This is a genomic window from Pseudomonas sp. R9.37 (assembly GCF_963878885.1).
Lineage (GTDB): Bacteria > Pseudomonadota > Gammaproteobacteria > Pseudomonadales > Pseudomonadaceae > Aquipseudomonas.
Genome location: NZ_CAWNZA010000050.1, coordinates 191,629 through 211,016, shown reverse-complemented (window position 1 = coordinate 211,016; position 19,388 = coordinate 191,629). Strand labels below are relative to the sequence as shown.

Below are 19,388 nucleotides of genomic sequence, written 5' to 3'. Positions count from 1 at the left end.
ATGAGCTCAACCCTCGACCTTGAAGTGTTCGTGCGCACTGCCGACACCGGCAGCCTGTCAGCGGCTGCGCGCAGCCTCAACCTCACACCGGCTGCAGCGAGCATTGCGCTCAAGCGGCTGGAAACCCGGCTGGGCATCCGCCTGCTGGCCCGCTCTACGCGCAGCATGCGCCTGACCGAAGAAGGCCGGCGCTACCTGGACAGCGTTAGGGTTGCGCTGGAAGCCTTGTCGGAAGGCGAGCAGGCGATCAAGCAACAAGGCCAGAGCCTCAGCGGTTTATTGCAATTGGCGGCGCCCTCGGATTTTGGCCGCAATGTGCTGCTGGGCTGGCTGGATGAATTCAAGCGCGAACACCCGAACATCCGTTTGCAGTTGTTGCTCAACGACAGCAACGCCGACTTATTCCGCGACACCGTCGACATTGCCCTGCGCTTTGGTGTGCCACGCGACTCCAGCCTGGTCGCGCTGCCGGTGGTGCCGGGCCACCACCGTATTCCCTGCGCCAGCCCCGACTACCTGGCGCGCCATGGCACACCGCGCACGCCGGCAGACCTGGCGCAGCACAGCACGCTGCGCTACATGCGCCGTGGGCAGGCCAACAACACTTGGTACTTTCGTCGGGGCGCACTGCTGCAGGAAGTCGAGGTGACGGGCGATTACCTCAGCGACGACGGCGAAATCGTGCGGCGCTGGGCGCTGGCAGGCCATGGCATTGCCTACAAGGCCAACCTGGACATCGCCAGCGATATCAAGGCCGGGCGCCTGGTGCAGTTGTTGCCTGACTGGCAAGGCGAACCCACGCCGTTCAACCTGATGTGCCCGCACCGCCTGCAAGTGTCGGAACGGGTGAAAGTGCTGCACCGATTTCTGCAGACACGCTGTCAGGCCTTGCTCAGTGCATGAAGAAACGCGCGCCGGGCTTGTTCCAGAGCCCTCGAGTCTGGTATTGCAGGGTTCACGTTTCCCTGCCATGAGGAGCTTTGCATGATTTACCGCACATTGGGCCAGTCCGGGTTGAAGGTCAGCGCACTGACACTGGGCACCATGATGTTTGGCGAACAGACCAACACCGAAGACTCGCTGCGCATCATCGACAAGGCCTGGGACCAGGGCATCAATTTTATCGACACCGCCGACGTCTACACCGGCGGGCGTTCCGAAGAAATCGTCGGCGAGGCCATCGTTCGTCATCGCCAGGACTGGGTGGTGGCGTCCAAGGTCGGCATCGGCCCGGCGGACGGCGTGCCGAATCGCAGCGGCTTGAGCCGCAAGCGCATTTTCAACGCGCTGGAAGCCAGCTTGACGCGCCTGGACACCGACTACCTGGACATCTATTACCTGCACCGCGAAGACCATGACACGCCGCTGGAAGTCACGGTGTCGGCGATTGGCGACCTGATCCGCCAGGGCAAGATCCGCTATTGGGGCCTGTCCAACTACCGGGGCTGGCGCATCGCCGAAGTGATTCGCGTGGCCGAGCGTTTGGGCGTGGACCAGCCGATCATCAGCCAGCCGCTGTACAACATCGTCAATCGCCAGGCCGAGGTCGAGCAGCTCACCGCCGCAGCCGCCTACGGCCTGGGCGTGGTGCCTTACAGCCCGTTGGCGCGCGGCGTGCTCAGCGGCAAGTACGCACCCGACGTCGCTCCTCAAGCGGGCAGCCGTGCAGCGCGTCAGGACAAGCGCATTCTGGAAACCGAATGGCGCGTAGAGTCACTGCGCATCGCCCAACAGATTCAGCAGTACACCCAAGGGCGCGGCGTCGGCATTGTCGAGTTTGCGATTGCCTGGGTGCTGAACAACTCGGCCGTGAGCTCGGCAATTGTCGGGCCGCGCACCGAAGCGCAATGGGATGCCTACACCGGCGCGCTGGAGGTGAAGATCAGCGCTGAAGATGAGGCCTTTATTGATTCACTGGTAACGCCGGGGCATTCGTCCACGCCGGGCTTTAATGATGTGGGGCATTTTGTTTCGGGCCGCGTGGCACGCGCGTAGCGCCTGCAACGTGTAGGTGTGTATGGCGAGCGGGCTTGCCCGCGTTGGGCTGCGAAGCGGCACCATCGAGGACACCGTGTTGTGTCAGGCACAGCGCGGGGTCTGGTTTTGGGTCTGCTTTGCAGCCCAGCGCGGGGCAAGCCCGCTCGTCACAGGCGCTTGCATGAACCTGGTGTGGTGAGAAAATTTCCTGCAAAACGCCCCAAAACAGCGCAACCGTCTTGCGCCAAAAGCACCATAATCCCCTCCTGAAAATATCCCCCCAATTTATAGCTATTCGTTTTCGCGAGGACAGTGTGTCTAAAGGTGTTGTGTTGTCGGTATTGGCCTCGGTGTTGTTTGCCGTGATGTATTACTTCACCTCGCTGCTCACGCCATTGAGCGGCCTGGAAATTTTCGGCTGGCGCATGTTGCTGACCGTGCCGTGCATGACCGTGTTCATGATCATCAGCGGCGAATGGCGGCGGGTCTGGGAGCTGGTGCGAATGCTGGCGGCCAGGCCGCGGCTGATCGGCGGCGTGCTGCTTTCGTCGGCCTTGCTCGGCGTGCAACTGTGGCTATTTATGTGGGCACCGCTCAATGGGCGCAGCCTGGATGTGTCGGTCGGCTACTTCCTGCTGCCGCTGACCATGGTGCTGACCGGGCGCCTGGTGTACGGCGAACGCTTGTCGCGCCTGCAGCAGATCGCGGTATTTTTTGCCGCGCTCGGCGTGCTGAACGAGTTGTATCAGGCCGGTGGTTTTTCCTGGGCAACCCTGGTGGTGATCATTGGTTACCCGATCTATTTTGTGGTGCGCAAATACCTGACCACTGATCACCTGGGCGGGTTGTGGCTGGACATGGCGCTGATGCTGCCCGTGGCCTGGTGGTTTGTGCAGCACGGTGAACAAGGTTTTGCCGTGATGGACATTCATCCAAAGCTGTATGCATTGATTCCGATGCTGGGCGTGATCAGTGCCTCGGCGCTGGTCAGCTATATCGTGGCCAGCCGGCTGTTGCCATTCAGCCTGTTCGGGCTGCTCAGCTATGTGGAACCGGTGTTGCTGCTGGCGGTGGCGTTGATATTGGGCGAAGGCATCAAGGGCGGCCAGTGGCTGACCTATATCCCGATCTGGCTGGCGGTGATGGTGCTGGTGTACGAGGGCTTCAAGCACTTGGTGCGTCAACGCAAAGCGTGATGCGCAGGCCATAAAAAGCCCGGCCGAGGGTGACCTCGGCCGGGCTTTTTTACGCTTAGTCGGCGGTCAATACACCACGACGCACCTGGTCACGCTCGATCGACTCGAACAGTGCCTTGAAGTTGCCCTCGCCAAACCCATCATCGCCCTTGCGCTGGATGAATTCGAAGAACACCGGGCCCATCAGGGTTTCCGAGAAGATTTGCAGCAGCAGGCGCTTGTCGCCGGCAATCGACGAACCGTCGAGCAGAATGCCACGCGCTTGCAGTTGGTCCACCGGCTCGCCGTGGTTAGGCAGGCGGCCTTCGAGCATTTCGTAGTAGGTGTCTGGCGGCGCGGTCATGAAGCGCATGCCGATCTTCTTCAGCGCGTCCCAGGTCTTGACCAGGTCGTCGGTGAGGAACGCCACGTGCTGGATGCCTTCGCCGTTGAACTGCATCAGGAACTCTTCGATCTGGCCCGCGCCCTTGGACGATTCTTCGTTCAGCGGGATGCGGATCATGCCGTCCGGAGCGCTCATGGCCTTGGACGTCAGGCCGGTGTATTCGCCCTTGATATCGAAGTAGCGCGCCTCACGGAAGTTGAACAGCTTCTCGTAGAAGTTGGCCCAATAAACCATGCGCCCGCGATACACGTTGTGGGTCAGGTGGTCGATGACCTTGAGGCCGGCGCCCACCGGGTTGCGGTCTACACCTTCGAGGTACACGAAGTCGATGTCATAGATCGAGTTGCCTTCGCCGAAGCGGTCGATCAGGTACAGCGGCGCGCCGCCGATGCCCTTGATGGCTGGCAGGTTCAGCTCCATCGGGCCGGTTTCGATGTGGATCGGCTGTGCGCCGAGTTCGAGCGCGCGGTTGTAGGCCTGCTGCGAATCCTTGACGCGGAACGCCATGCCGCACACCGACGGGCCGTGTTCGGCCGCAAAATACGAGGCCAGGCTGTCGGGCTGGTTGTTGAGGATCAGGTTGATTTCGCCCTGGCGATACAGGTGCACGTTCTTGGAACGGTGGGAGGCGACTTTGGTGAAGCCCATGATCTCGAAGATCGGCTCCAGGGTGCCCGGCGTTGGCGATGCGAATTCGATGAATTCAAAGCCCATCAGGCCCATTGGGTTTTCGTATTGGTCTGCCATGGTGGCACCTCATCATTCTTGTCATTAACACAGGGTTATTTGCGAGCAAGGATGAGGTTGCAGGGTGGCGCACAGGACAGGCCTCGCACACTGCGCGCGAGGAAATCACCAAAGATGAGGGGGGAGCCGAGTAGCTTCATGGTTACATCAGTCTCTGACGGCCGAGGCTTGCGTGAGCGCAAGTCCATATTCTTGTATGCGTAAATCGATTCTACACAGCGTAACAGCGTTTGTCCGCACTCTTATCAAATCCCCAATGGCTTGGGCTGCGCAAGGGGTTTGTTGCACAGATGGATGCCGAGCAGGATCACCGCCCCGCCCACCAGCATCGGCGCGCTCAGGTGCTCATCCAGCAGCATGGCGCCGCAGATCACTGCCGTCAGCGGGTTGAGTGCGATGAACACGCCGGCGCGGGTTGCGCCGATACGGCGAATGCCGTCATACCAGGCGATGTAAGCCAGCGCCGAGCCGAACACGCCCAGGTACAGCAGGCTGAGCATTTGCGGTAAATGAATCGCGCTCAGGGCTTTTAATGTGAGCTTGCCACCGACCAGTGTGGTGACCGTCAACATCGCCGTGCCCAGCAAGATCGACCAGGTCACCGTCTGCAATGGCCCCAGGCTCTGGTTGAGGCTGCGGGAAAACAGCGAGTAGGCGCCCCACCCCAACACACAGCCAAAAATCAGCAGATCGCCCAGCCAGGCGTTGGCGGCACCCTGCAGCACTTGGGGATTGCGGCTGATGATGACCGCACCCGCGCCGCCCAGGCACAAGGCAATGCCCAGGCATCTGGCCGTGCCTAGCCGCTCCTTGAACAGCCACCACGAACCCAGGCCGATCACCGCCGGGTTCAAGGCCACGATCAGCGACGCCCGCGACGCATTGATGTAATGCAGACCGTAGAAGAAACACAGGTTGTAGAAAAAGATTCCGCAGAACCCCAGCATTGCCAACTGCACGAGTTGCCTGGCGCTGGGCCGCGCCAGGCGCACGCGTGCCAGGGCCATGAAGCCCAGCAGCGCTGCGCTGGCCAACACAAAACGCAGCGTGGCTGCCAGCAGCGGCTCCACGTTGGCCGCCAGGTAGCGGCCGGCCACAAAGGTCGCGCCCCAGATCATGGTGACAGCAGCAAGTTTGAGGTAAGTCAGGCGATCGGGAGAGGACGTCATCGGTGAGGCTCAGTGGATGTCAGGATTGGGATATCCTGTGCCTAATGACTGATCATCGTAAAATGAGTAATTGCTCATGACCCTTATGCAGCTGCAAATCTTCTCGCGCGTGGCCGAGCTGCAAAGCTTCACCCACACCGCCCACCGCCTGGGTATCAGCCAGTCAGCCGTGTCGCATGCCATCAAGGCCCTTGAGCAGGAACTGGGCGTCGAACTGTTCCGGCGCCATCAGTCCCAGGTCGAACTCAGTGATATCGGCCAGCAATTGCTGATGCGTGCGCGCACCTTGCTGGGCGTGGCCGACACCCTGCAACAGGAAGCCTCGGATGCGCGGGGCATGAAGCGCGGCACGCTGCGCATCGGCTCTTTTGGCCCGACTTCGTCCAATCGTCTGCTGCCGCGCATTCTCGAGCCATTCAGGCGTCAGCACCCGGGCATTGAGGTACACGTGGACGAAGGCCCGGACCGTCAAGTGATCCAGTGGCTGGACGAGCGGCGTATCGACGTGGGATTTGTGGTGCTGGAGCAGGAGCGCTTCGATACGTTTGCGCTGTTCAACGACCAGATGGTCGCCCTGCTGCCCGCTGCGCACCCGCTGGCTGCGCAGCCTTGCGTGACCTTGAAGGCGCTGTGTGACGACCCGTTCATCCTCACCGACGCCGGCTCGCAGGAGCTGGTCTCGCGGTTGTTCAGCAGCGCGCGACTAACCCCGAATGTGCGTTACCGCTGCTCGCAACTGCTCAGTACGCTTGCGGCAGTAAGCCGCGGCGACGGCGTGAGTGTGGTGGCGCAGGCGTCCTTGCCGCAGACGCCAGACGCACGTTACCAGGTGCGCCCGCTGTCGCCACGGGTGGGCCGGGACATTGGCCTGGCGGTGCTGGACCAACGTCAGTCGACACCTGCGACCCTGGCGTTTATCCAACTGGCGCAGACGCTGAACTTCCAGCGGGGCTGACTCACCTGACCGCCAGGTACAGCGAGCTTATTTCGCACGCGCCATCTATCATTTGATGTATCTGATTAGCCCTTCGGGGCTTTTCCCATCCTGCGACAGGCCGTCTCTCCATGCCCCTGACCGTAAACGGCCCGCGAAAACGCGCCACCCGCTATTTGCTTACCACCCTCAGTGGCCTGCTGCCGATTGCGCTGGGGGTGGTCATTCTGCACTGGCAAGCCGAACGCACCCTGCAACAAAGCACTGCGCAAACCGCCCGTGAAGCCGTGCGCCAGTTTGACCTGATGCTCGATAACACCACCCTCGCCGCCCAGGCCTTGCTGCCACTGGCGGGTCAGCCGTGCGACAACGGCGCGCAGCTGGCGCTGCGTGAACAAGTCACGCGCCGGCCCTTTGTGCGCGCAACAACGTTGTCCTGGCAGAAAAACATCTATTGCAGCTCGCTGTTCGGCGATCACTACCAGTCGGCGGTCAACCCGGATGATTACGTGGACGGGAGTCTGTGGTTGATGAATGGCAATCCGGTCACACCCGATACTGCGCTGCTGGTTAACCGGCTGGTTGAAGGCGACAAGGCGGCGTTCGCCTCGATTGATGGTTATCACCTGACCAACGCCTTGCGCTTGATCAGCCGTTACGCACACCTGGTGTTGCAAGTGGGCCCCAACTGGCTGGATGCCGACGGCAAGGTGCACAACACGCCCGTGCCGGTGTTCGAGGTGGCCCATCACCACCTGGCCTCGCAGCGCTATCACTACAGTGTCGACGCCGGCATGCCGGCCGGTGAAGTGTGGCGGTACATGGAAGCGCGCTATCCGGCCCTGTTCAGCCTGCTGGTGTTTTTTGGCGTACTGTCGGGCGTGCTTGCGCACTGGCTGCAAAAGCGCTCGTCTGCGCCCACCCATGAACTGCAACGCGCCTTGGGTGCCAACGAGTTCATTCCGTACTTTCAACCCGTGGTCCGCGGCGACACGCGTGAATGGGCCGGCTGTGAAGTGCTGATGCGTTGGCAGCACCCGAAAGAAGGCCTGGTGCGTCCCGACCTGTTTATCCCGTTGGCGGAGCATTCCGGCCTGATCGTGCCGATGACCCGCGCCTTGCTGCACCAGACGGCGGCGCAGCTGGCCCCGCATGCCGCGCGCTTGCGTCCGGGCTTTCATATTGGCGTGAATATCACGGCACGCCACTGTGAGGATCTGGACCTGGTGGAAGATTGTCGAACGTTTCTCGCCGCGTTCGCCCCGGGCCAAGTGACGCTGGTGCTGGAGTTGACCGAGCGTGAACTGATCAAGCCTACGGATATCACGCGTCAGCTGTTCGACGCCCTGCATCAACTGGGCGTGATGATTGCCATTGATGACTTCGGTACCGGGCACTCCAGCCTCGGTTACTTGCGCAACTTCAATGTCGATTACTTGAAAATCGATCAAAGCTTTGTCGCCATGATTGGCGCTGATGCACTTTCACGGCATATCCTCGACAGCATCATCGAACTCTCCGGCAAGCTGGACCTGGGCATCGTGGCCGAGGGCGTGGAAACAGCAGAGCAATGTGAATATCTGGCGGCCCACGGTGTGGATTTTCTGCAGGGTTACCTGTTTGGCCGACCACTCCCCGGTGACGAATTCATTAAGTCGCTGGCCAGCCATTGAATAGCCACTCATTACGCTTGATGAAATAATCTTATTTAGGTAAACGACGTGATTTACTCGTGGGGCATTAACTACTACAATTTTTCCTGCCTGTGCTGAACTCGCAGAAAGGCCTCTTTCTTTGAGTCACCTTATAAGCGCTTGGCTTATAGCTTTGTCTGCAGTTGATATCAGCAAACTACATTATTGGAGTACAGATTTTGTCCAGACTCGCCGAATTTCGCGCAGCAGAAAAAGCCCTTCAAGAGCAGCTGGCCCAGCTGGAATCCCTGAAGAACGACGCCGGCCTGAAGAAAGAAATCGAATTCGAAGAAAAGCTGCAAGGCTTGATGAAGCACTACGGCAAAGGCCTGCGCGACATCATCGCGATCCTTGATCCACACCCTGCCAAGGCCGGTGCTGCAACGGCCGCCGCCCCTAAACAGCGCCGCGCACGCGTGGTCAAGGTGTACCACAACCCGCACACCGGCGAGCTGATCGAGACCAAAGGCGGCAACCACCGCGGCCTCAAAGCCTGGAAAGAACAGTATGGCGCCGCCACTGTAGATTCCTGGCTTCGCGGCTGATCGCACTGCACTAACAAAAAGCCCCGCTGATGCGGGGCTTTTTTTGTTTAAGGATTCGAAAACGAACTTAACTAACATTTCACTTTGTTCAAATCCGATCAACCTGGCACATTCAAAGTTTCAGGCTGTCGCGTACCGATCCGACTTCGCCCTGGCTGGCCTCATAGGCTTCGGCTTGGCCGGCGTATGAAAAAACATAGGCTTTGTCAGTATCTACCGCACCGACTAATGTTTGCGACAACACGTGCCGCCCATTCTCGGTAATCACGCAAGTTGTTTCCAATGCATCAAGACGGCTCAATGTGGTTGGGTGCATCTTGGTGCACACGCTTTGATAACCGCTGCCGGCAAAGTCTTTCTGGATGGATTTACGCATTTCCAGCAACACGCCTTGAAGATTAACTTTATGACCCGCCTCGATCGGTGTGCCGGTCAACTCCATGACCATCAAGGTATTGCCATTTTCGTCATTTTTGATCGCGCGCTGGCGAGACACGGCCTGGGGTTTTACCGGGGCTTCGCCGTCCGGCTCCACTTCCTCGACCTGCCAGCCACTGGGCCAGTGAATTTCCGGGTCGGCCGCCAGTACGAACGGGCTGCCCAGCAGTAGACACAACGAGCTCAACAGCGATTTACGAAATTCGATCATTGCAAAAAACGCCCAAGGTTCAAGCGTCAAAGTTTGAGCCCCGGCACCCGCTGGTCGCAAGCGCTGCGTGACCTTTTTCATTTGGCGCAGTGGGCGGCCCTTGCGTATCATGGCTCGGCTGCATGGACGCTTGCCGCAAGCCAACGGACCGCGCCTATCATTTCAAGTCGCGTTTGCCCCATTTTTTTCTGGAGGGCCCATGAGCCTGCACGAACTGAACACTTTCCCGGGCGTCACCGCCCAGCCTGACACCGCCACCACGAACTTCGTGTTCAACCACACCATGCTGCGGGTCAAGGACATCACCAAGTCGCTGGATTTCTACACCCGCGTCCTGGGTTTTTCCCTGGTTGAAAAGCGCGACTTCCCGGAAGCCGAATTCAGCCTGTACTTCCTGGCCCTGGTGGACAAGGCTCAGATCCCGGCCGACGCCGCTGAACGCACCCAGTGGATGAAGTCGATCCCGGGCATCCTGGAACTGACCCACAACCACGGCACCGAAAACGATGCCGACTTCGCGTACCACAACGGCAACACCGACCCGCGTGGCTTTGGCCACATCTGCATTTCGGTGCCGGACATTGTCGCTGCGTGCGAACGCTTCGAAGCCCTGGGCTGTGACTTCCAGAAGCGCCTGACCGACGGCCGCATGAAAAGCCTGGCCTTCATCAAGGACCCGGATGCGTACTGGGTCGAGATTATTCAGCCAGCGCCGATGTAAAAGCCTCGCGCAATAAAAAAACCCCATGATCACTCATGGGGTTTTTCATTTCCGGGTCCGACTTTACGCAGGTGCGGAAGTGCGGATCAGGTGATCAAACGCGCTCAGGGAAGCCTTGGCGCCCTCGCCTACCGCAATCACGATTTGCTTGTACGGCACGGTGGTGACGTCACCGGCGGCGAATACACCTGGCAGCGAAGTTTCACCACGCGCATCGACAATGATCTCGCCACGTGGGGTCAGCTCCACTGTGCCTTTGAGCCAGTCAGTGTTGGGCAACAAGCCGATCTGGACAAAGATGCCTTCCAGGTCGAGGGTCTTGAACTCGCCACTGTCGCGGTCCTTATACGCCAGGCCAGTGACTTTCTGACCATCACCTTTTACTTCACTGGTCAGCGCACTGGTGATCACGTCGACGTTCGGCAGGCTGTAGAGCTTGCGCTGCAACACAGCATCGGCGCGCAGCTTGCTGTCGAATTCAAGCAAGGTCACGTGGCTGACGATACCCGCCAGGTCGATAGCCGCTTCAACGCCAGAGTTACCACCGCCGATCACGGCCACGCGCTTGCCTTTGAACAGCGGACCATCGCAGTGCGGGCAGAAGCACACGCCTTTGGCTTTGTATTCCTGCTCGCCCGGCACACCCATTTCGCGCCAGCGGGCGCCAGTGGCCAGGATCACGGTCTTGGACTTGAGGGTCGCACCACTTTCGAAGTGAATCTCGTGCAAGTCACCGGCGTTTTTTGCAGGGATCAAGCTGCTGGCACGCTGCAGGTTCATGATGTCCACGTCGTACTGACGCACGTGGGCTTCCAGCGCGCTGGCCAGCTTCGGCCCTTCGGTCTCCTGCACCGAGATGAAGTTCTCGATGGACATGGTGTCCAGCACTTGCCCGCCGAAGCGTTCAGCCGCCACACCCGTGCGGATGCCCTTACGTGCGGCGTAGATAGCGGCCGCCGAACCGGCTGGCCCACCGCCGACTACCAGAACATCAAAGGCGTCTTTGGCGCTGATTTTTTCTGCTGCTTTTTCGATGCCGCTGGTGTCGAGCTTGGCGAGGATTTCTTCCAGGCCCATGCGGCCCTGACCAAAGTTCACGCCATTGAGGTACACACTCGGTACCGCCATGATCTGGCGCTCATCGACTTCAGCCTGGAACAGCGCACCGTCGATGGCGACGTGGCGGATGTTCGGGTTGAGCACGGCCATCAGGTTCAGTGCCTGGACCACGTCGGGGCAGTTCTGGCAGGACAGCGAGAAGTATGTCTCGAAGCTGAACTCGCCTTTGAGGGCGCGAATCTGTTCAATCACTTCGACACTGGCCTTCGACGGGTGGCCACCGACTTGCAGCAGGGCCAGCACCAGCGAAGTGAATTCATGGCCCATGGGGATGCCGGCGAAACGCAGGCTGATATCGGCACCCGGGCGATTGATGGAGAACGACGGCTTGCGCGCATCATCGCCATCGGTTTTCAGAGTAATCAGCGTGGTGAGGCTGGTTACGTCTTGCAAAAGGGCAAGCATTTCCTGGGATTTCGCACCGTCGTCGAGGGAGGCGACGATCTCGATCGGCTGGGTGACCCGTTCCAGGTATGACTTCAACTGAGCTTTAAGATTGGCGTCCAACATACGGGCGATTTCCTATTAATTCGGTTTATTGCAGACAAAAAAACGCCCGAGCGAATCTCGCCCGGGCGTTTTGAGGGCGGTTGCGGCCTACTTAAGTGCGGAGTTCCGCCCTTGGTGCTTCACAGACTTAGATCTTGCCGACCAGGTCCAGGGACGGAGCCAACGTCGCTTCGCCTTCTTTCCACTTGGCTGGGCATACTTCGCCTGGGTGGGCAGCTACGTATTGAGCAGCTTTGATTTTGCGCAGCAGCTCGGAAGCGTCACGGCCAACACCACCGTCGTTCAGTTCAACGATCTTGATCTTGCCTTCTGGATCGATCACGAAGGTGCCGCGGTCTGCGAGGCCAGCTTCTTCGATCAGTACGTCGAAGTTGCGGGAGATAGTCAGGGTTGGGTCGCCGATCATGGTGTACTGGATTTTGCCGATGGCTGGCGAAGTGTTGTGCCAGGCAGCGTGGGCAAAGTGGGTGTCGGTGGAAACGCTGTAGATTTCGACGCCCAGTTTCTGGAATTCGGCGTAGTTGTCAGCCAGGTCTTCCAGCTCGGTTGGACAAACGAAGGTGAAGTCGGCTGGGTAGAAGAACACTACGGACCATTTGCCTTTCAGGTCAGCGTCCGACACGTCTACGAAGTTGCCGTTTTTGTAAGCAGTTGCTTTGAACGGTTTTACTTGGCTGTTGATGATAGGCATCGTTGACTCTCCGTCAGGGGTTAAGAAGTTGATGGGGTGAATCCTACCCACTCTCCTGGCCGTTGGCTCATTGGCAAACCTGATGCTGACGATTGGTTTTGCCTATCAGGTGACCGTATTAATAGAAGAAATCTCAAATCAACGGTTGAGTCGCCAAGGTCATGCCAAGAAAGGGCGTCGCTTCAACATAGCGCATGGCGGATTTCATGTCGTTCCAACCGACATAACTCATCAGCGACTTCAAGTCCCAGCCACTGCGATGAGCCCAGGTGGCGAAGCCTCGGCGCAGGGAGTGGCTGGTGTATTGATCAGCCGGGATACCCGCGCGCTCCAGCGCCTGGCGCAGCAGCGGGATGACGCTGTTGGGGTGCAAGCCCTCCTCGCCCAGGTTGCCCCAGCGATCAATCCCACGAAACACCGGGCCACGCACCAACGCCGAAGCACTGAGCCAGTCGCTGTAGGCCTGTACCGGGCACAGACGCAGTAATGCAGGGGTCTGGTAGGTTTTGCCGAGGTTGTCTCGATCACTTTTGCTGCGTGGCAGGTACAGGCTGATGCCAGCACCGGGCACGGCCTGCACATGTTCGATGTGCAGGCGGCACAACTCGTCGCTGCGAAACCCTCTCCAGAAGCCCAGCAGGATCAGCGCAGTGTCGCGCTTGGCGCGCAGCAAGCGAGGCGTGTCCTGGTCGCTGCTCGCCTGCCGCGCTTCTGCCTCCAACGATGCAACCACCTGCTCAAGGTGCTTGAGTTGCAGGGGCTCGGCCTGTTTCTCCTGCGCCGGGTGCACCGCGCGAATGCCCTTGAGCACCTTGCGCACCACCGGCGCCTTGGTCGGGTCGGGAAACCCCTGGCTGCTATGCCATTGCGCCAGTGCCGAGAGCCGCAACTTCAAGGTGTTCACCGCCAGCACGCCGGCATGCGCCACCAGGTAGCGCGCGACGCTGTCGCTGGTCGCCGGCAGGAAACCGCCCCAACTCACCTCGAAGTGCTCAATGGCCGCCCGGTAACTACGGCGCGTGTTATCGCGCGTGGCGGCGTTGAGGTATCGATCCAGTTCGCTCATGAAAGGCCTATTCGTACTGCTGCAAGGTGGATCCGCGCTTAAAACCGCTATGACACGGGATAATACGCCAATATCCCATCTGTTAAATCATGAATTTAAACGTGTTTTTATTTATGTTACAGTATGTATATACATACTCTGTACCACAGTACGAAATCGACGGAGACTCCATGGCTCGCGGCGGCATAAACAAAGCAGTAGTTCAAACGGCACGCTTGGCGATCCTTGCCCGCGGCGAAAACCCCAGCATCGACGCGGTGCGCATCGAGATGGGCAACACCGGCTCGAAAACCACTATTCATCGTTACTTGAAGGAATTGGACGATAGCGAAAGCCGGCTGACGATCACCGAGGCGCCAATCGACGACGAGCTTGGCGAACTGGTTGCAGGGCTGGCTTTGCGTTTGAAAGAGAAGGCTCAGGAACCTATCGACCTGGCCTTGGCGCAGTTCGAACAGCACAAAGCCGCCCTGCTCGCCCAGGTAGAGACGCTGGAGGCGGCTCACGCCGAGCTCAAGCAGCAATTTGATATCCAGGCCGCCGCATTGGCAGACGAAAGCGCCGCCCTGCAGACCGCCAGTACCAGTCTGCAGACCGAGCAAACCCGCAACGCCGGGCTCAGCCAGGCGTGCAGCGATTACGAGCTGAGGATTACCGACAAGGACGAACAGATTCGATCACTGGAAGAAAAGCACCTGCACGCGCGCGAGGCGTTGGAGCATTACCGCAATGCAATCAAGGAGCAGCGCGAGCAGGAACAGCGACGCCATGAAGGCCAACTGCAACAAGTGCAGGCGGAACTGCGTCAGGCCCAGCAAAGCGCCATGGTGCGCCAGGACGAAATCACGCAGTTGCATCGCGACAATGAGCGGTTATTGATCGAACACCGTGTAACCCTGAAGGAACTGACCGCGCTGCAAGCGCAAACCCGCAAAGACCAGGCCCTGCAGCAAAAACTTGGCGAACAGTTAAACCTGATTGAAAGCGAACGCACCCTGCTTCAGGAACGCCTGCGGGTGGCGGTACTGGAGAGCCAATCGCGCCAGGAAGCGCTGACCGAACACCAACTTGCCAACAAAACCCTGGAACTCGAGCTTATCAAGGCCCAGGCCAGTATCGAGGCATTGCGCCTGGCGGCCGTCGTTGCAACGGCGCCAGAGGCAACACCGCAAGCCTGATCAGTCAGCCACAGGCGTGCGCATGGTGACGAATTCTTCCGCCGCCGTAGGGTGCACGCCGATGGTCTCATCGAAATGCTGCTTGGTCGCGCCCGCCTTGAGCGCGATCGCCAGGCCTTGCACGATCTCGCCGGCATCCGGGCCGACCATGTGGCAACCCAATACCTTGTCGGTGTCGGCGTCGACCACCAGCTTCATCAAGGTTTTTTCCTGGCAATCGGTCAACGTCAGCTTCATGGGTCGGAAGCGGCTTTCGAAAATCTGCACCTTGTGGCCGTTCTTCTTCGCTTCTTCTTCAGTCAGGCCGACAGTGCCAATGTTTGGGAGGCTGAACACCGCTGTCGGGATCATCGCGTAATCCACCGGGCGGTATTGCTCGGGCTTGAACAGACGACGTGCCACCGCCATGCCTTCAGCCAGAGCCACCGGCGTCAATTGCACGCGACCGATCACATCGCCGATCGCCAGGATTGACGACTCAGCGGTCTGGTACAGGTCATCCACCTCAACGAAGCCGCGCTCGTCCAGCTTGACGCCGGTATTTTCAAGGCCCAGGTTGTCCAACATCGGGCGGCGGCCAGTGGCGTAGAACACGCAATCGGCCTCCAGCACGCGGCCGTCTTTCAGGGTGGCCTTGAGGCTGCCATCGGCTTGCTTGTCGATACGCTCGATGTCAGCGTTGAACTGCAGGTCGAGGCCGCGCTTGGTCAGCTCTTCCTTCAGATGGGTACGCACTGAACCGTCGAAACCGCGCAGGAACAGATCGCCGCGATACAGCAGCTTAGTCTGCGCGCCCAAACCATGGAAAATGCCCGCGAACTCAACGGCAATGTAACCACCGCCAACCACCAGTACACGCTTGGGGAGCGCCTTAAGGAAGAATGCTTCATTGGAACCAATGGCGTGTTCGCGCCCTGGAATCTCTGGAATCTGTGGCCACCCACCTGTCGCGATCAGGATGTGCTTGGCGGTGAAACGTTCGCCGTTGATCTCTACCTGGTGCGGATCCACCAGACGCGCATGCCCTTCATGCAGGGTCACACCGCTGTTGACCAGCAGGTTGCGATAGATGCCATTGAGGCGGTTGATTTCGCGATCCTTGTTGGCGATCAGGGTCGCCCAATCAAAGTCAGCCTCCCCCAGCGACCAGCCGAAACCGCTCGCTTGCTCGAAGTCTTCGGCGAAATGCGCACCGTACACCAACAGTTTTTTCGGCACGCACCCGACGTTAACGCACGTGCCGCCCAGGTAGCGGCTTTCCGCCACGGCCACCTTGGCGCCAAAGCCAGCGGCAAAACGCGCCGCGCGAACACCGCCAGAACCGGCGCCAATTACATACAGGTCAAAATCGTAGGCCATTTCACTCTCCTCGGCAGGTCATCAGCATACCCATTTAGATGGGGCTGAAAAACGAAAAAGCCACCCGAGGGTGGCTTTCTCTTAAAGCACTCAGCAAGCGTGAATCAGTAAGCCTTGCCAGTCTTGTAGAAGTGCTCGTAGCAGAAGTTGGTCGCCTCGATGTAGCCTTCAGCGCCACCGCAGTCAAAACGCTGACCTTTGAACTTGTAGGCAATCACGCAGCCGTCTTTGGCTTGCTTCAACAGGGCGTCGGTGATCTGGATCTCGCCACCCTTGCCCGGCTCGGTTTCTTCGATCAGCTTGAAGATGTCCGGCGTCAGGATGTAACGGCCGATGATCGCGAGGTTCGACGGCGCGTCTTCCGGCGCTGGCTTCTCGACCATGTCGCGTACGCGGATCAGGCCATCACCAATGTCGTCACCGGCGATCACGCCGTACTTGTTGGTTTCGGCCGGATTGACTTCCATCACCGCAACGATGGTGCAGCGGTATTTCTGGTACAGCTTGACCATTTGGGTCAGTACGCCGTCGCCTTCCAGGTTGACGCACAGGTCGTCCGCCAGTACCACGGCGAACGGTTCGTCACCGATCAGCGGGCGGCCGGTGAGGATCGCGTGGCCGAGGCCTTTCATCTGGGTTTGGCGGGTGTAGGAGAACGAGCACTCGTCGAGCAATTTGCGGATACCGACCAGGTATTTTTCCTTGTCGGTGCCCTTGATCTGGTTTTCCAGCTCGTAGCTGATGTCGAAGTGGTCTTCGAGTGCGCGCTTACCACGGCCGGTGACGATGGAGATTTCGTTCAGACCGGCATCCAATGCCTCTTCGACGCCGTACTGAATCAGTGGCTTGTTCACCACCGGCAGCATCTCTTTGGGCATGGCTTTGGTCGCTGGCAAGAAGCGAGTGCCGTAACCGGCTGCTGGGAACAAGCATTTCTTGATCATATGAGTCCTTACAAAGGGCTGTGCGTACGGAATTCGGCGCAGTCTAATGAGGCCGCAGTCACCTTACAATGGGTCCTGCTGGCGTTGCGATGTCATCATAGAGAAAAAATGTCGGCGTAAGTTCCGCTGATCCTGCCAAGAGCGTGCCCAACGGTTCGGCAAAACATGCCATCCCCCAATGATTAAAAGGGGTGTAACTGTTTTAGCACGCTTTGCCGCGCGTCACACTGACCTGCAACAACTTGCGCTTTCCCCCGGCATTTGGCGCTATCATGAGCCGCTTGAACCAGACCACGAGATTGTTAATAGATGTCAGAACCAAAAGGCGTAAACGGCTACCTGATCACACAGCGAGCAGACGGCTGGCACTTGATCAACTTTCACGGTGACAGCGTTGCCGGGGTATTCCCGACTGAAAGCCAGGCTATTGCGGTAGCCGAAGTGTTTGTGGACGAAGCCGGCCACGCATCGAGCAAAAGACCCAAAGGCAAGTAAGCCACGGCGATTTGCGTAAAAAGCCCCGTTTGACGGGGCTTTTTTGTGTTTGTCTGTACCTAGGTGGCAGTTCGCTATAATCTGCTGCGAACGCCCCACGACAGTGTCAGCGCTCCCTCCAACACCCTCGACGACGACTCAACTCATGAACAAGATTCTGGCACTGACTGCGGCCCTGGCGCTGATGACCGGCTGCACCACGACCTCCGACACCTTTCTGAAAAATGGCGAACAAGGCCTGACCATCGACTGCTCGGGCGAAGCCAACTCGTGGGCCAGCTGCTACGAGAAAGCCGACGCCTCCTGCGCGGGCACCGGCTACCGTATCGTCGGCACCGAAGGCACGCCCTCGCTCAAGGAAGACGACAAGACCCTGGGCAAAGACGTAGGCAACTTCAAGAGCCGAAGCGTAGTGGTCGTGTGCAAATAGCCAACGGCTACAGGTGAATTTCGGCGAACTTGATGCCCAGCCCGCGCAGAAGCTCGATGAGGTCATCCAGGCGCGCGAATGACTCGACTTCGTCCTGCTCGTCCACCAGAAAAAAACTGCGTCCGCCGCTTTTCTTGAAAAACACGATCCACTCGCCAAGATCGGCAGGGTTCTGAATGACATGGGTGGCCGAAATCTGACCCTCGGCCTGGCGGGCTTTGACGTGTTCACGCTTCATGACGGTTTTCCAGAAAAAGACAAATGCCACGCATCCATGAGGTTGCGCGGCATTTTTTGCATTGAATGCCCAACAGTTTAACGGATGCCTTGCCCGATCAACACGCTCATCACGGCTCCATTTTTAGTGTTATAGGTTTAGATCACAAGCGCCTAAGCTTACAAACGGTCGAGGACTGGACCTTTTGCGAAAACACCCAAAGTGACTGCAAAAAAAACCTGACGCTGCAGTGCAGCGTCAGGCTTTTTATCGGATTCAAGCGCCCAATGAGGCTGGGGCTCAGCCGGAGATGCAATCCTCTGCGGCTTTTTTCACATCACCAGGTCGAATGGGCACGTTCGACATGCTTTCGTAAAGTTTGATACTGCTGCCGCTGGAGCGCTCTTCAATCTCGAAGATCGCCGACGGGTCAGCCGAGAATTTCTGCGGCACAATCACCTGTACACCGTCCTTGTGAGGCTCGATCTGTGGCGGTCTGCGGGTGGCGGCGAGCTTGCGCACGACACACGCGGCGTATTCCGGCGGTTTTTTACCTGAAATGACCACCAATGTTGGCGGGGTCTGCTTGATATCTGCAACCGAAGCACACCCACCTAAGGCCAAGGCCAGAACCAACACACTCCACTTCATACTTAAACCTCCGATAAAGATCCTACGACAGCGTAGAGAGTAAATTTCTCCCGCCAATGTAGGATTTATCTCTAAAAACTCGGGAAATAACTGTTTTAAATTGTCGAAGTCGTCGATGACGACCCGATAATAAACGCGCTGGGGCTGATAAACTCTATCTTAACCTACGTATCATTCTGATTTTTCAGAAAAAGCCCTTCTGGAGACACCCCATGAAATTCATCCACCAGCGCGAGCACCTCAACGAGGGCGACATCGTTGTCATTGAATGCTCACAGACGTGCAACATTCGCCTGATGAGCGACGCCAATTTTCGCAGCTTCAAAAACGGCGGCCGCCACACCTATCACGGCGGCGCATTCGACAAGTTCCCGGCAAAAATCACCGCCCCCAGCACCGGTTTCTGGAACATCACCCTGGATGTAGTGACACGCCGCGCCATCAGCGTTACGCGCAAGCCCGCGTTGTCGCACAAAATTCGCATCGTTCGCCGTACCAGTACCAAACTGAGCTGACCCGAACACTCGACAGGAAAACACTGTGACTACCACAACCAAATACGTCATCAAGTACAAACTCAACGGCGAACGTCGCTTTGAGTTCGCGCAATTGCACACCAACAGTGTCGAAGAAGCCCAGCAGGCGCTGGCGAAAATCCACGATGCCAGTGACGAAATCACCGACATCACTGTGAGCAAGGCGCTGTAAGCC

The 19,388-nt window shown here is 58.6% G+C and carries 22 protein-coding genes; 12 read left to right on the top strand and 10 right to left on the bottom strand.

Translation table 11 applies throughout. The annotated features are described in order from the left end of the window. From AACU78_RS29755 to rarD, 3 genes are all read left to right on the top strand, one after another. The gene (locus AACU78_RS29755) at positions 1-903 is read left to right on the top strand and encodes a LysR family transcriptional regulator (protein ID WP_106579169.1); all 903 of its coding nucleotides are present in this window, start codon (positions 1-3) and stop codon (positions 901-903) included. An 81-nt stretch (positions 904-984) separates the two neighbouring features. Next, positions 985-1,995, top strand: coding sequence for an aldo/keto reductase (locus AACU78_RS29750; protein WP_106579168.1), 1,011 nt, complete (start codon positions 985-987; stop codon positions 1,993-1,995). A 296-nt stretch (positions 1,996-2,291) separates the two neighbouring features. Next, positions 2,292-3,173, top strand: coding sequence for an EamA family transporter RarD (rarD, locus tag AACU78_RS29745; protein ID WP_106579167.1), 882 nt, complete (start codon positions 2,292-2,294; stop codon positions 3,171-3,173). 55 nt (positions 3,174-3,228) lie between these two features. Here rarD and hppD read toward each other — a convergent pair whose 3' ends face one another. Together hppD and AACU78_RS29735 are read right to left on the bottom strand one after the other, a co-directional pair. Next, entirely contained in the window at positions 3,229-4,305 is a 1,077-nt protein-coding gene (gene hppD, locus AACU78_RS29740; RefSeq protein WP_106579166.1) for a 4-hydroxyphenylpyruvate dioxygenase, read from the bottom strand. A 245-nt stretch (positions 4,306-4,550) separates the two neighbouring features. After that, the gene (locus AACU78_RS29735; protein WP_106579165.1) at positions 4,551-5,474 is read right to left on the bottom strand and encodes a DMT family transporter; all 924 of its coding nucleotides are present in this window, start codon (positions 5,472-5,474) and stop codon (positions 4,551-4,553) included. 76 nt (positions 5,475-5,550) lie between these two features. Between AACU78_RS29735 and AACU78_RS29730 the strand changes: the two genes are divergently transcribed. The 3 genes from AACU78_RS29730 (at position 5,551) to AACU78_RS29720 (ending at position 8,647) form a co-directional block, all read left to right on the top strand. After that, complete coding sequence (locus AACU78_RS29730; protein ID WP_106579164.1) at positions 5,551-6,429, top strand: LysR family transcriptional regulator; 879 nt, start codon at positions 5,551-5,553, stop codon at positions 6,427-6,429. Positions 6,430-6,539: 110 nt separating this feature from the next. Beyond that, a complete protein-coding gene (locus tag AACU78_RS29725; protein WP_106579163.1) occupies positions 6,540-8,081 on the top strand; it encodes an EAL domain-containing protein in 1,542 nt (513 codons plus the stop codon). A gap of 200 nt (positions 8,082-8,281) precedes the next feature. Continuing rightward, complete coding sequence (locus tag AACU78_RS29720; RefSeq protein WP_106579162.1) at positions 8,282-8,647, top strand: histone-like nucleoid-structuring protein, MvaT/MvaU family; 366 nt, start codon at positions 8,282-8,284, stop codon at positions 8,645-8,647. Between the two features lie 112 nt (positions 8,648-8,759). Here AACU78_RS29720 and AACU78_RS29715 read toward each other — a convergent pair whose 3' ends face one another. Then, a complete protein-coding gene (locus AACU78_RS29715) occupies positions 8,760-9,296 on the bottom strand; it encodes a DUF4946 domain-containing protein (protein ID WP_106579223.1) in 537 nt (178 codons plus the stop codon). Between the two features lie 199 nt (positions 9,297-9,495). Here AACU78_RS29715 and gloA point away from each other — a divergent pair, with 199 nt between their 5' ends. Next, positions 9,496-10,017, top strand: a complete 522-nt coding sequence (gene gloA / locus AACU78_RS29710; RefSeq protein WP_106579161.1) for a lactoylglutathione lyase — start codon at positions 9,496-9,498, stop codon at positions 10,015-10,017. 63 nt (positions 10,018-10,080) lie between these two features. Here the strand turns inward: gloA and ahpF are convergent, their stop codons facing one another. From ahpF to AACU78_RS29695, 3 genes are all read right to left on the bottom strand, one after another. Next, positions 10,081-11,646 carry an alkyl hydroperoxide reductase subunit F gene (gene ahpF, locus AACU78_RS29705; protein ID WP_106579160.1) on the bottom strand — a complete coding sequence of 522 codons (1,566 nt, stop codon included), beginning with the start codon at positions 11,644-11,646 and terminating at the stop codon, positions 10,081-10,083. 127 nt (positions 11,647-11,773) lie between these two features. After that, positions 11,774-12,337, bottom strand: coding sequence for an alkyl hydroperoxide reductase subunit C (ahpC, locus tag AACU78_RS29700; RefSeq protein WP_053255965.1), 564 nt, complete (start codon positions 12,335-12,337; stop codon positions 11,774-11,776). A gap of 133 nt (positions 12,338-12,470) precedes the next feature. Continuing rightward, complete coding sequence (locus AACU78_RS29695) at positions 12,471-13,403, bottom strand: site-specific integrase (RefSeq protein ID WP_106579159.1); 933 nt, start codon at positions 13,401-13,403, stop codon at positions 12,471-12,473. Between the two features lie 170 nt (positions 13,404-13,573). Here AACU78_RS29695 and AACU78_RS29690 point away from each other — a divergent pair, with 170 nt between their 5' ends. After that, a complete protein-coding gene (locus AACU78_RS29690) occupies positions 13,574-14,581 on the top strand; it encodes a DNA-binding protein (protein WP_106579158.1) in 1,008 nt (335 codons plus the stop codon). Here the strand turns inward: AACU78_RS29690 and gorA are convergent, their stop codons facing one another. Together gorA and galU are read right to left on the bottom strand one after the other, a co-directional pair. After that, positions 14,582-15,940 carry a glutathione-disulfide reductase gene (gene gorA, locus AACU78_RS29685; protein ID WP_106579157.1) on the bottom strand — a complete coding sequence of 453 codons (1,359 nt, stop codon included), beginning with the start codon at positions 15,938-15,940 and terminating at the stop codon, positions 14,582-14,584. It lies immediately after the preceding gene. Between the two features lie 104 nt (positions 15,941-16,044). Next, positions 16,045-16,884, bottom strand: coding sequence for a UTP--glucose-1-phosphate uridylyltransferase GalU (gene galU / locus AACU78_RS29680; RefSeq protein ID WP_003230743.1), 840 nt, complete (start codon positions 16,882-16,884; stop codon positions 16,045-16,047). Positions 16,885-17,193: 309 nt separating this feature from the next. Between galU and AACU78_RS29675 the strand changes: the two genes are divergently transcribed. After that, a complete protein-coding gene (locus AACU78_RS29675; protein WP_028616218.1) occupies positions 17,194-17,379 on the top strand; it encodes a hypothetical protein in 186 nt (61 codons plus the stop codon). Between the two features lie 145 nt (positions 17,380-17,524). Further along, on the top strand, positions 17,525-17,809 hold the full coding sequence (locus AACU78_RS29670) for a hypothetical protein (RefSeq protein ID WP_106579156.1): 285 nt from the start codon (positions 17,525-17,527) through the stop codon (positions 17,807-17,809). Positions 17,810-17,816: 7 nt separating this feature from the next. On the opposite strand, the gene AACU78_RS29665 is transcribed toward AACU78_RS29670, so the two are convergent. Together AACU78_RS29665 and AACU78_RS29660 are read right to left on the bottom strand one after the other, a co-directional pair. Then, a complete protein-coding gene (locus tag AACU78_RS29665) occupies positions 17,817-18,047 on the bottom strand; it encodes a hypothetical protein (RefSeq protein ID WP_106579155.1) in 231 nt (76 codons plus the stop codon). 279 nt (positions 18,048-18,326) lie between these two features. Further along, positions 18,327-18,677, bottom strand: coding sequence for a hypothetical protein (locus AACU78_RS29660; protein ID WP_106579154.1), 351 nt, complete (start codon positions 18,675-18,677; stop codon positions 18,327-18,329). A gap of 212 nt (positions 18,678-18,889) precedes the next feature. On the opposite strand from AACU78_RS29660, the gene AACU78_RS29655 reads away from it, so the two are divergent. Then, the gene (locus AACU78_RS29655) at positions 18,890-19,192 is read left to right on the top strand and encodes a DUF1883 domain-containing protein (RefSeq protein ID WP_003173824.1); all 303 of its coding nucleotides are present in this window, start codon (positions 18,890-18,892) and stop codon (positions 19,190-19,192) included. 25 nt (positions 19,193-19,217) lie between these two features. Further along, complete coding sequence (locus AACU78_RS29650; protein ID WP_164487941.1) at positions 19,218-19,385, top strand: hypothetical protein; 168 nt, start codon at positions 19,218-19,220, stop codon at positions 19,383-19,385. Positions 19,386-19,388 lie beyond the last annotated feature (3 nt).

Coding starts and splice junctions, on each gene's coding strand:
- AACU78_RS29755 (WP_106579169.1), top strand. CDS start 1: ATGAGCTCAACCCTCGACCTTGAAGTGTTCGTGCGCACTGCCGACACC.
- AACU78_RS29750 (WP_106579168.1), top strand. CDS start 985: ATGATTTACCGCACATTGGGCCAGTCCGGGTTGAAGGTCAGCGCACTG.
- hppD (WP_106579166.1), bottom strand. CDS start 4,305: ATGGCAGACCAATACGAAAACCCAATGGGCCTGATGGGCTTTGAATTC.
- AACU78_RS29735 (WP_106579165.1), bottom strand. CDS start 5,474: ATGACGTCCTCTCCCGATCGCCTGACTTACCTCAAACTTGCTGCTGTC.
- AACU78_RS29730 (WP_106579164.1), top strand. CDS start 5,551: ATGACCCTTATGCAGCTGCAAATCTTCTCGCGCGTGGCCGAGCTGCAA.
- AACU78_RS29725 (WP_106579163.1), top strand. CDS start 6,540: ATGCCCCTGACCGTAAACGGCCCGCGAAAACGCGCCACCCGCTATTTG.
- AACU78_RS29715 (WP_106579223.1), bottom strand. CDS start 9,296: ATGATCGAATTTCGTAAATCGCTGTTGAGCTCGTTGTGTCTACTGCTG.
- gloA (WP_106579161.1), top strand. CDS start 9,496: ATGAGCCTGCACGAACTGAACACTTTCCCGGGCGTCACCGCCCAGCCT.
- ahpF (WP_106579160.1), bottom strand. CDS start 11,646: ATGTTGGACGCCAATCTTAAAGCTCAGTTGAAGTCATACCTGGAACGG.
- ahpC (WP_053255965.1), bottom strand. CDS start 12,337: ATGCCTATCATCAACAGCCAAGTAAAACCGTTCAAAGCAACTGCTTAC.
- AACU78_RS29695 (WP_106579159.1), bottom strand. CDS start 13,403: ATGAGCGAACTGGATCGATACCTCAACGCCGCCACGCGCGATAACACG.
- AACU78_RS29690 (WP_106579158.1), top strand. CDS start 13,574: ATGGCTCGCGGCGGCATAAACAAAGCAGTAGTTCAAACGGCACGCTTG.
- gorA (WP_106579157.1), bottom strand. CDS start 15,940: ATGGCCTACGATTTTGACCTGTATGTAATTGGCGCCGGTTCTGGCGGT.
- galU (WP_003230743.1), bottom strand. CDS start 16,884: ATGATCAAGAAATGCTTGTTCCCAGCAGCCGGTTACGGCACTCGCTTC.
- AACU78_RS29675 (WP_028616218.1), top strand. CDS start 17,194: ATGTCAGAACCAAAAGGCGTAAACGGCTACCTGATCACACAGCGAGCA.
- AACU78_RS29670 (WP_106579156.1), top strand. CDS start 17,525: ATGAACAAGATTCTGGCACTGACTGCGGCCCTGGCGCTGATGACCGGC.
- AACU78_RS29665 (WP_106579155.1), bottom strand. CDS start 18,047: ATGAAGCGTGAACACGTCAAAGCCCGCCAGGCCGAGGGTCAGATTTCG.
- AACU78_RS29660 (WP_106579154.1), bottom strand. CDS start 18,677: ATGAAGTGGAGTGTGTTGGTTCTGGCCTTGGCCTTAGGTGGGTGTGCT.
- AACU78_RS29655 (WP_003173824.1), top strand. CDS start 18,890: ATGAAATTCATCCACCAGCGCGAGCACCTCAACGAGGGCGACATCGTT.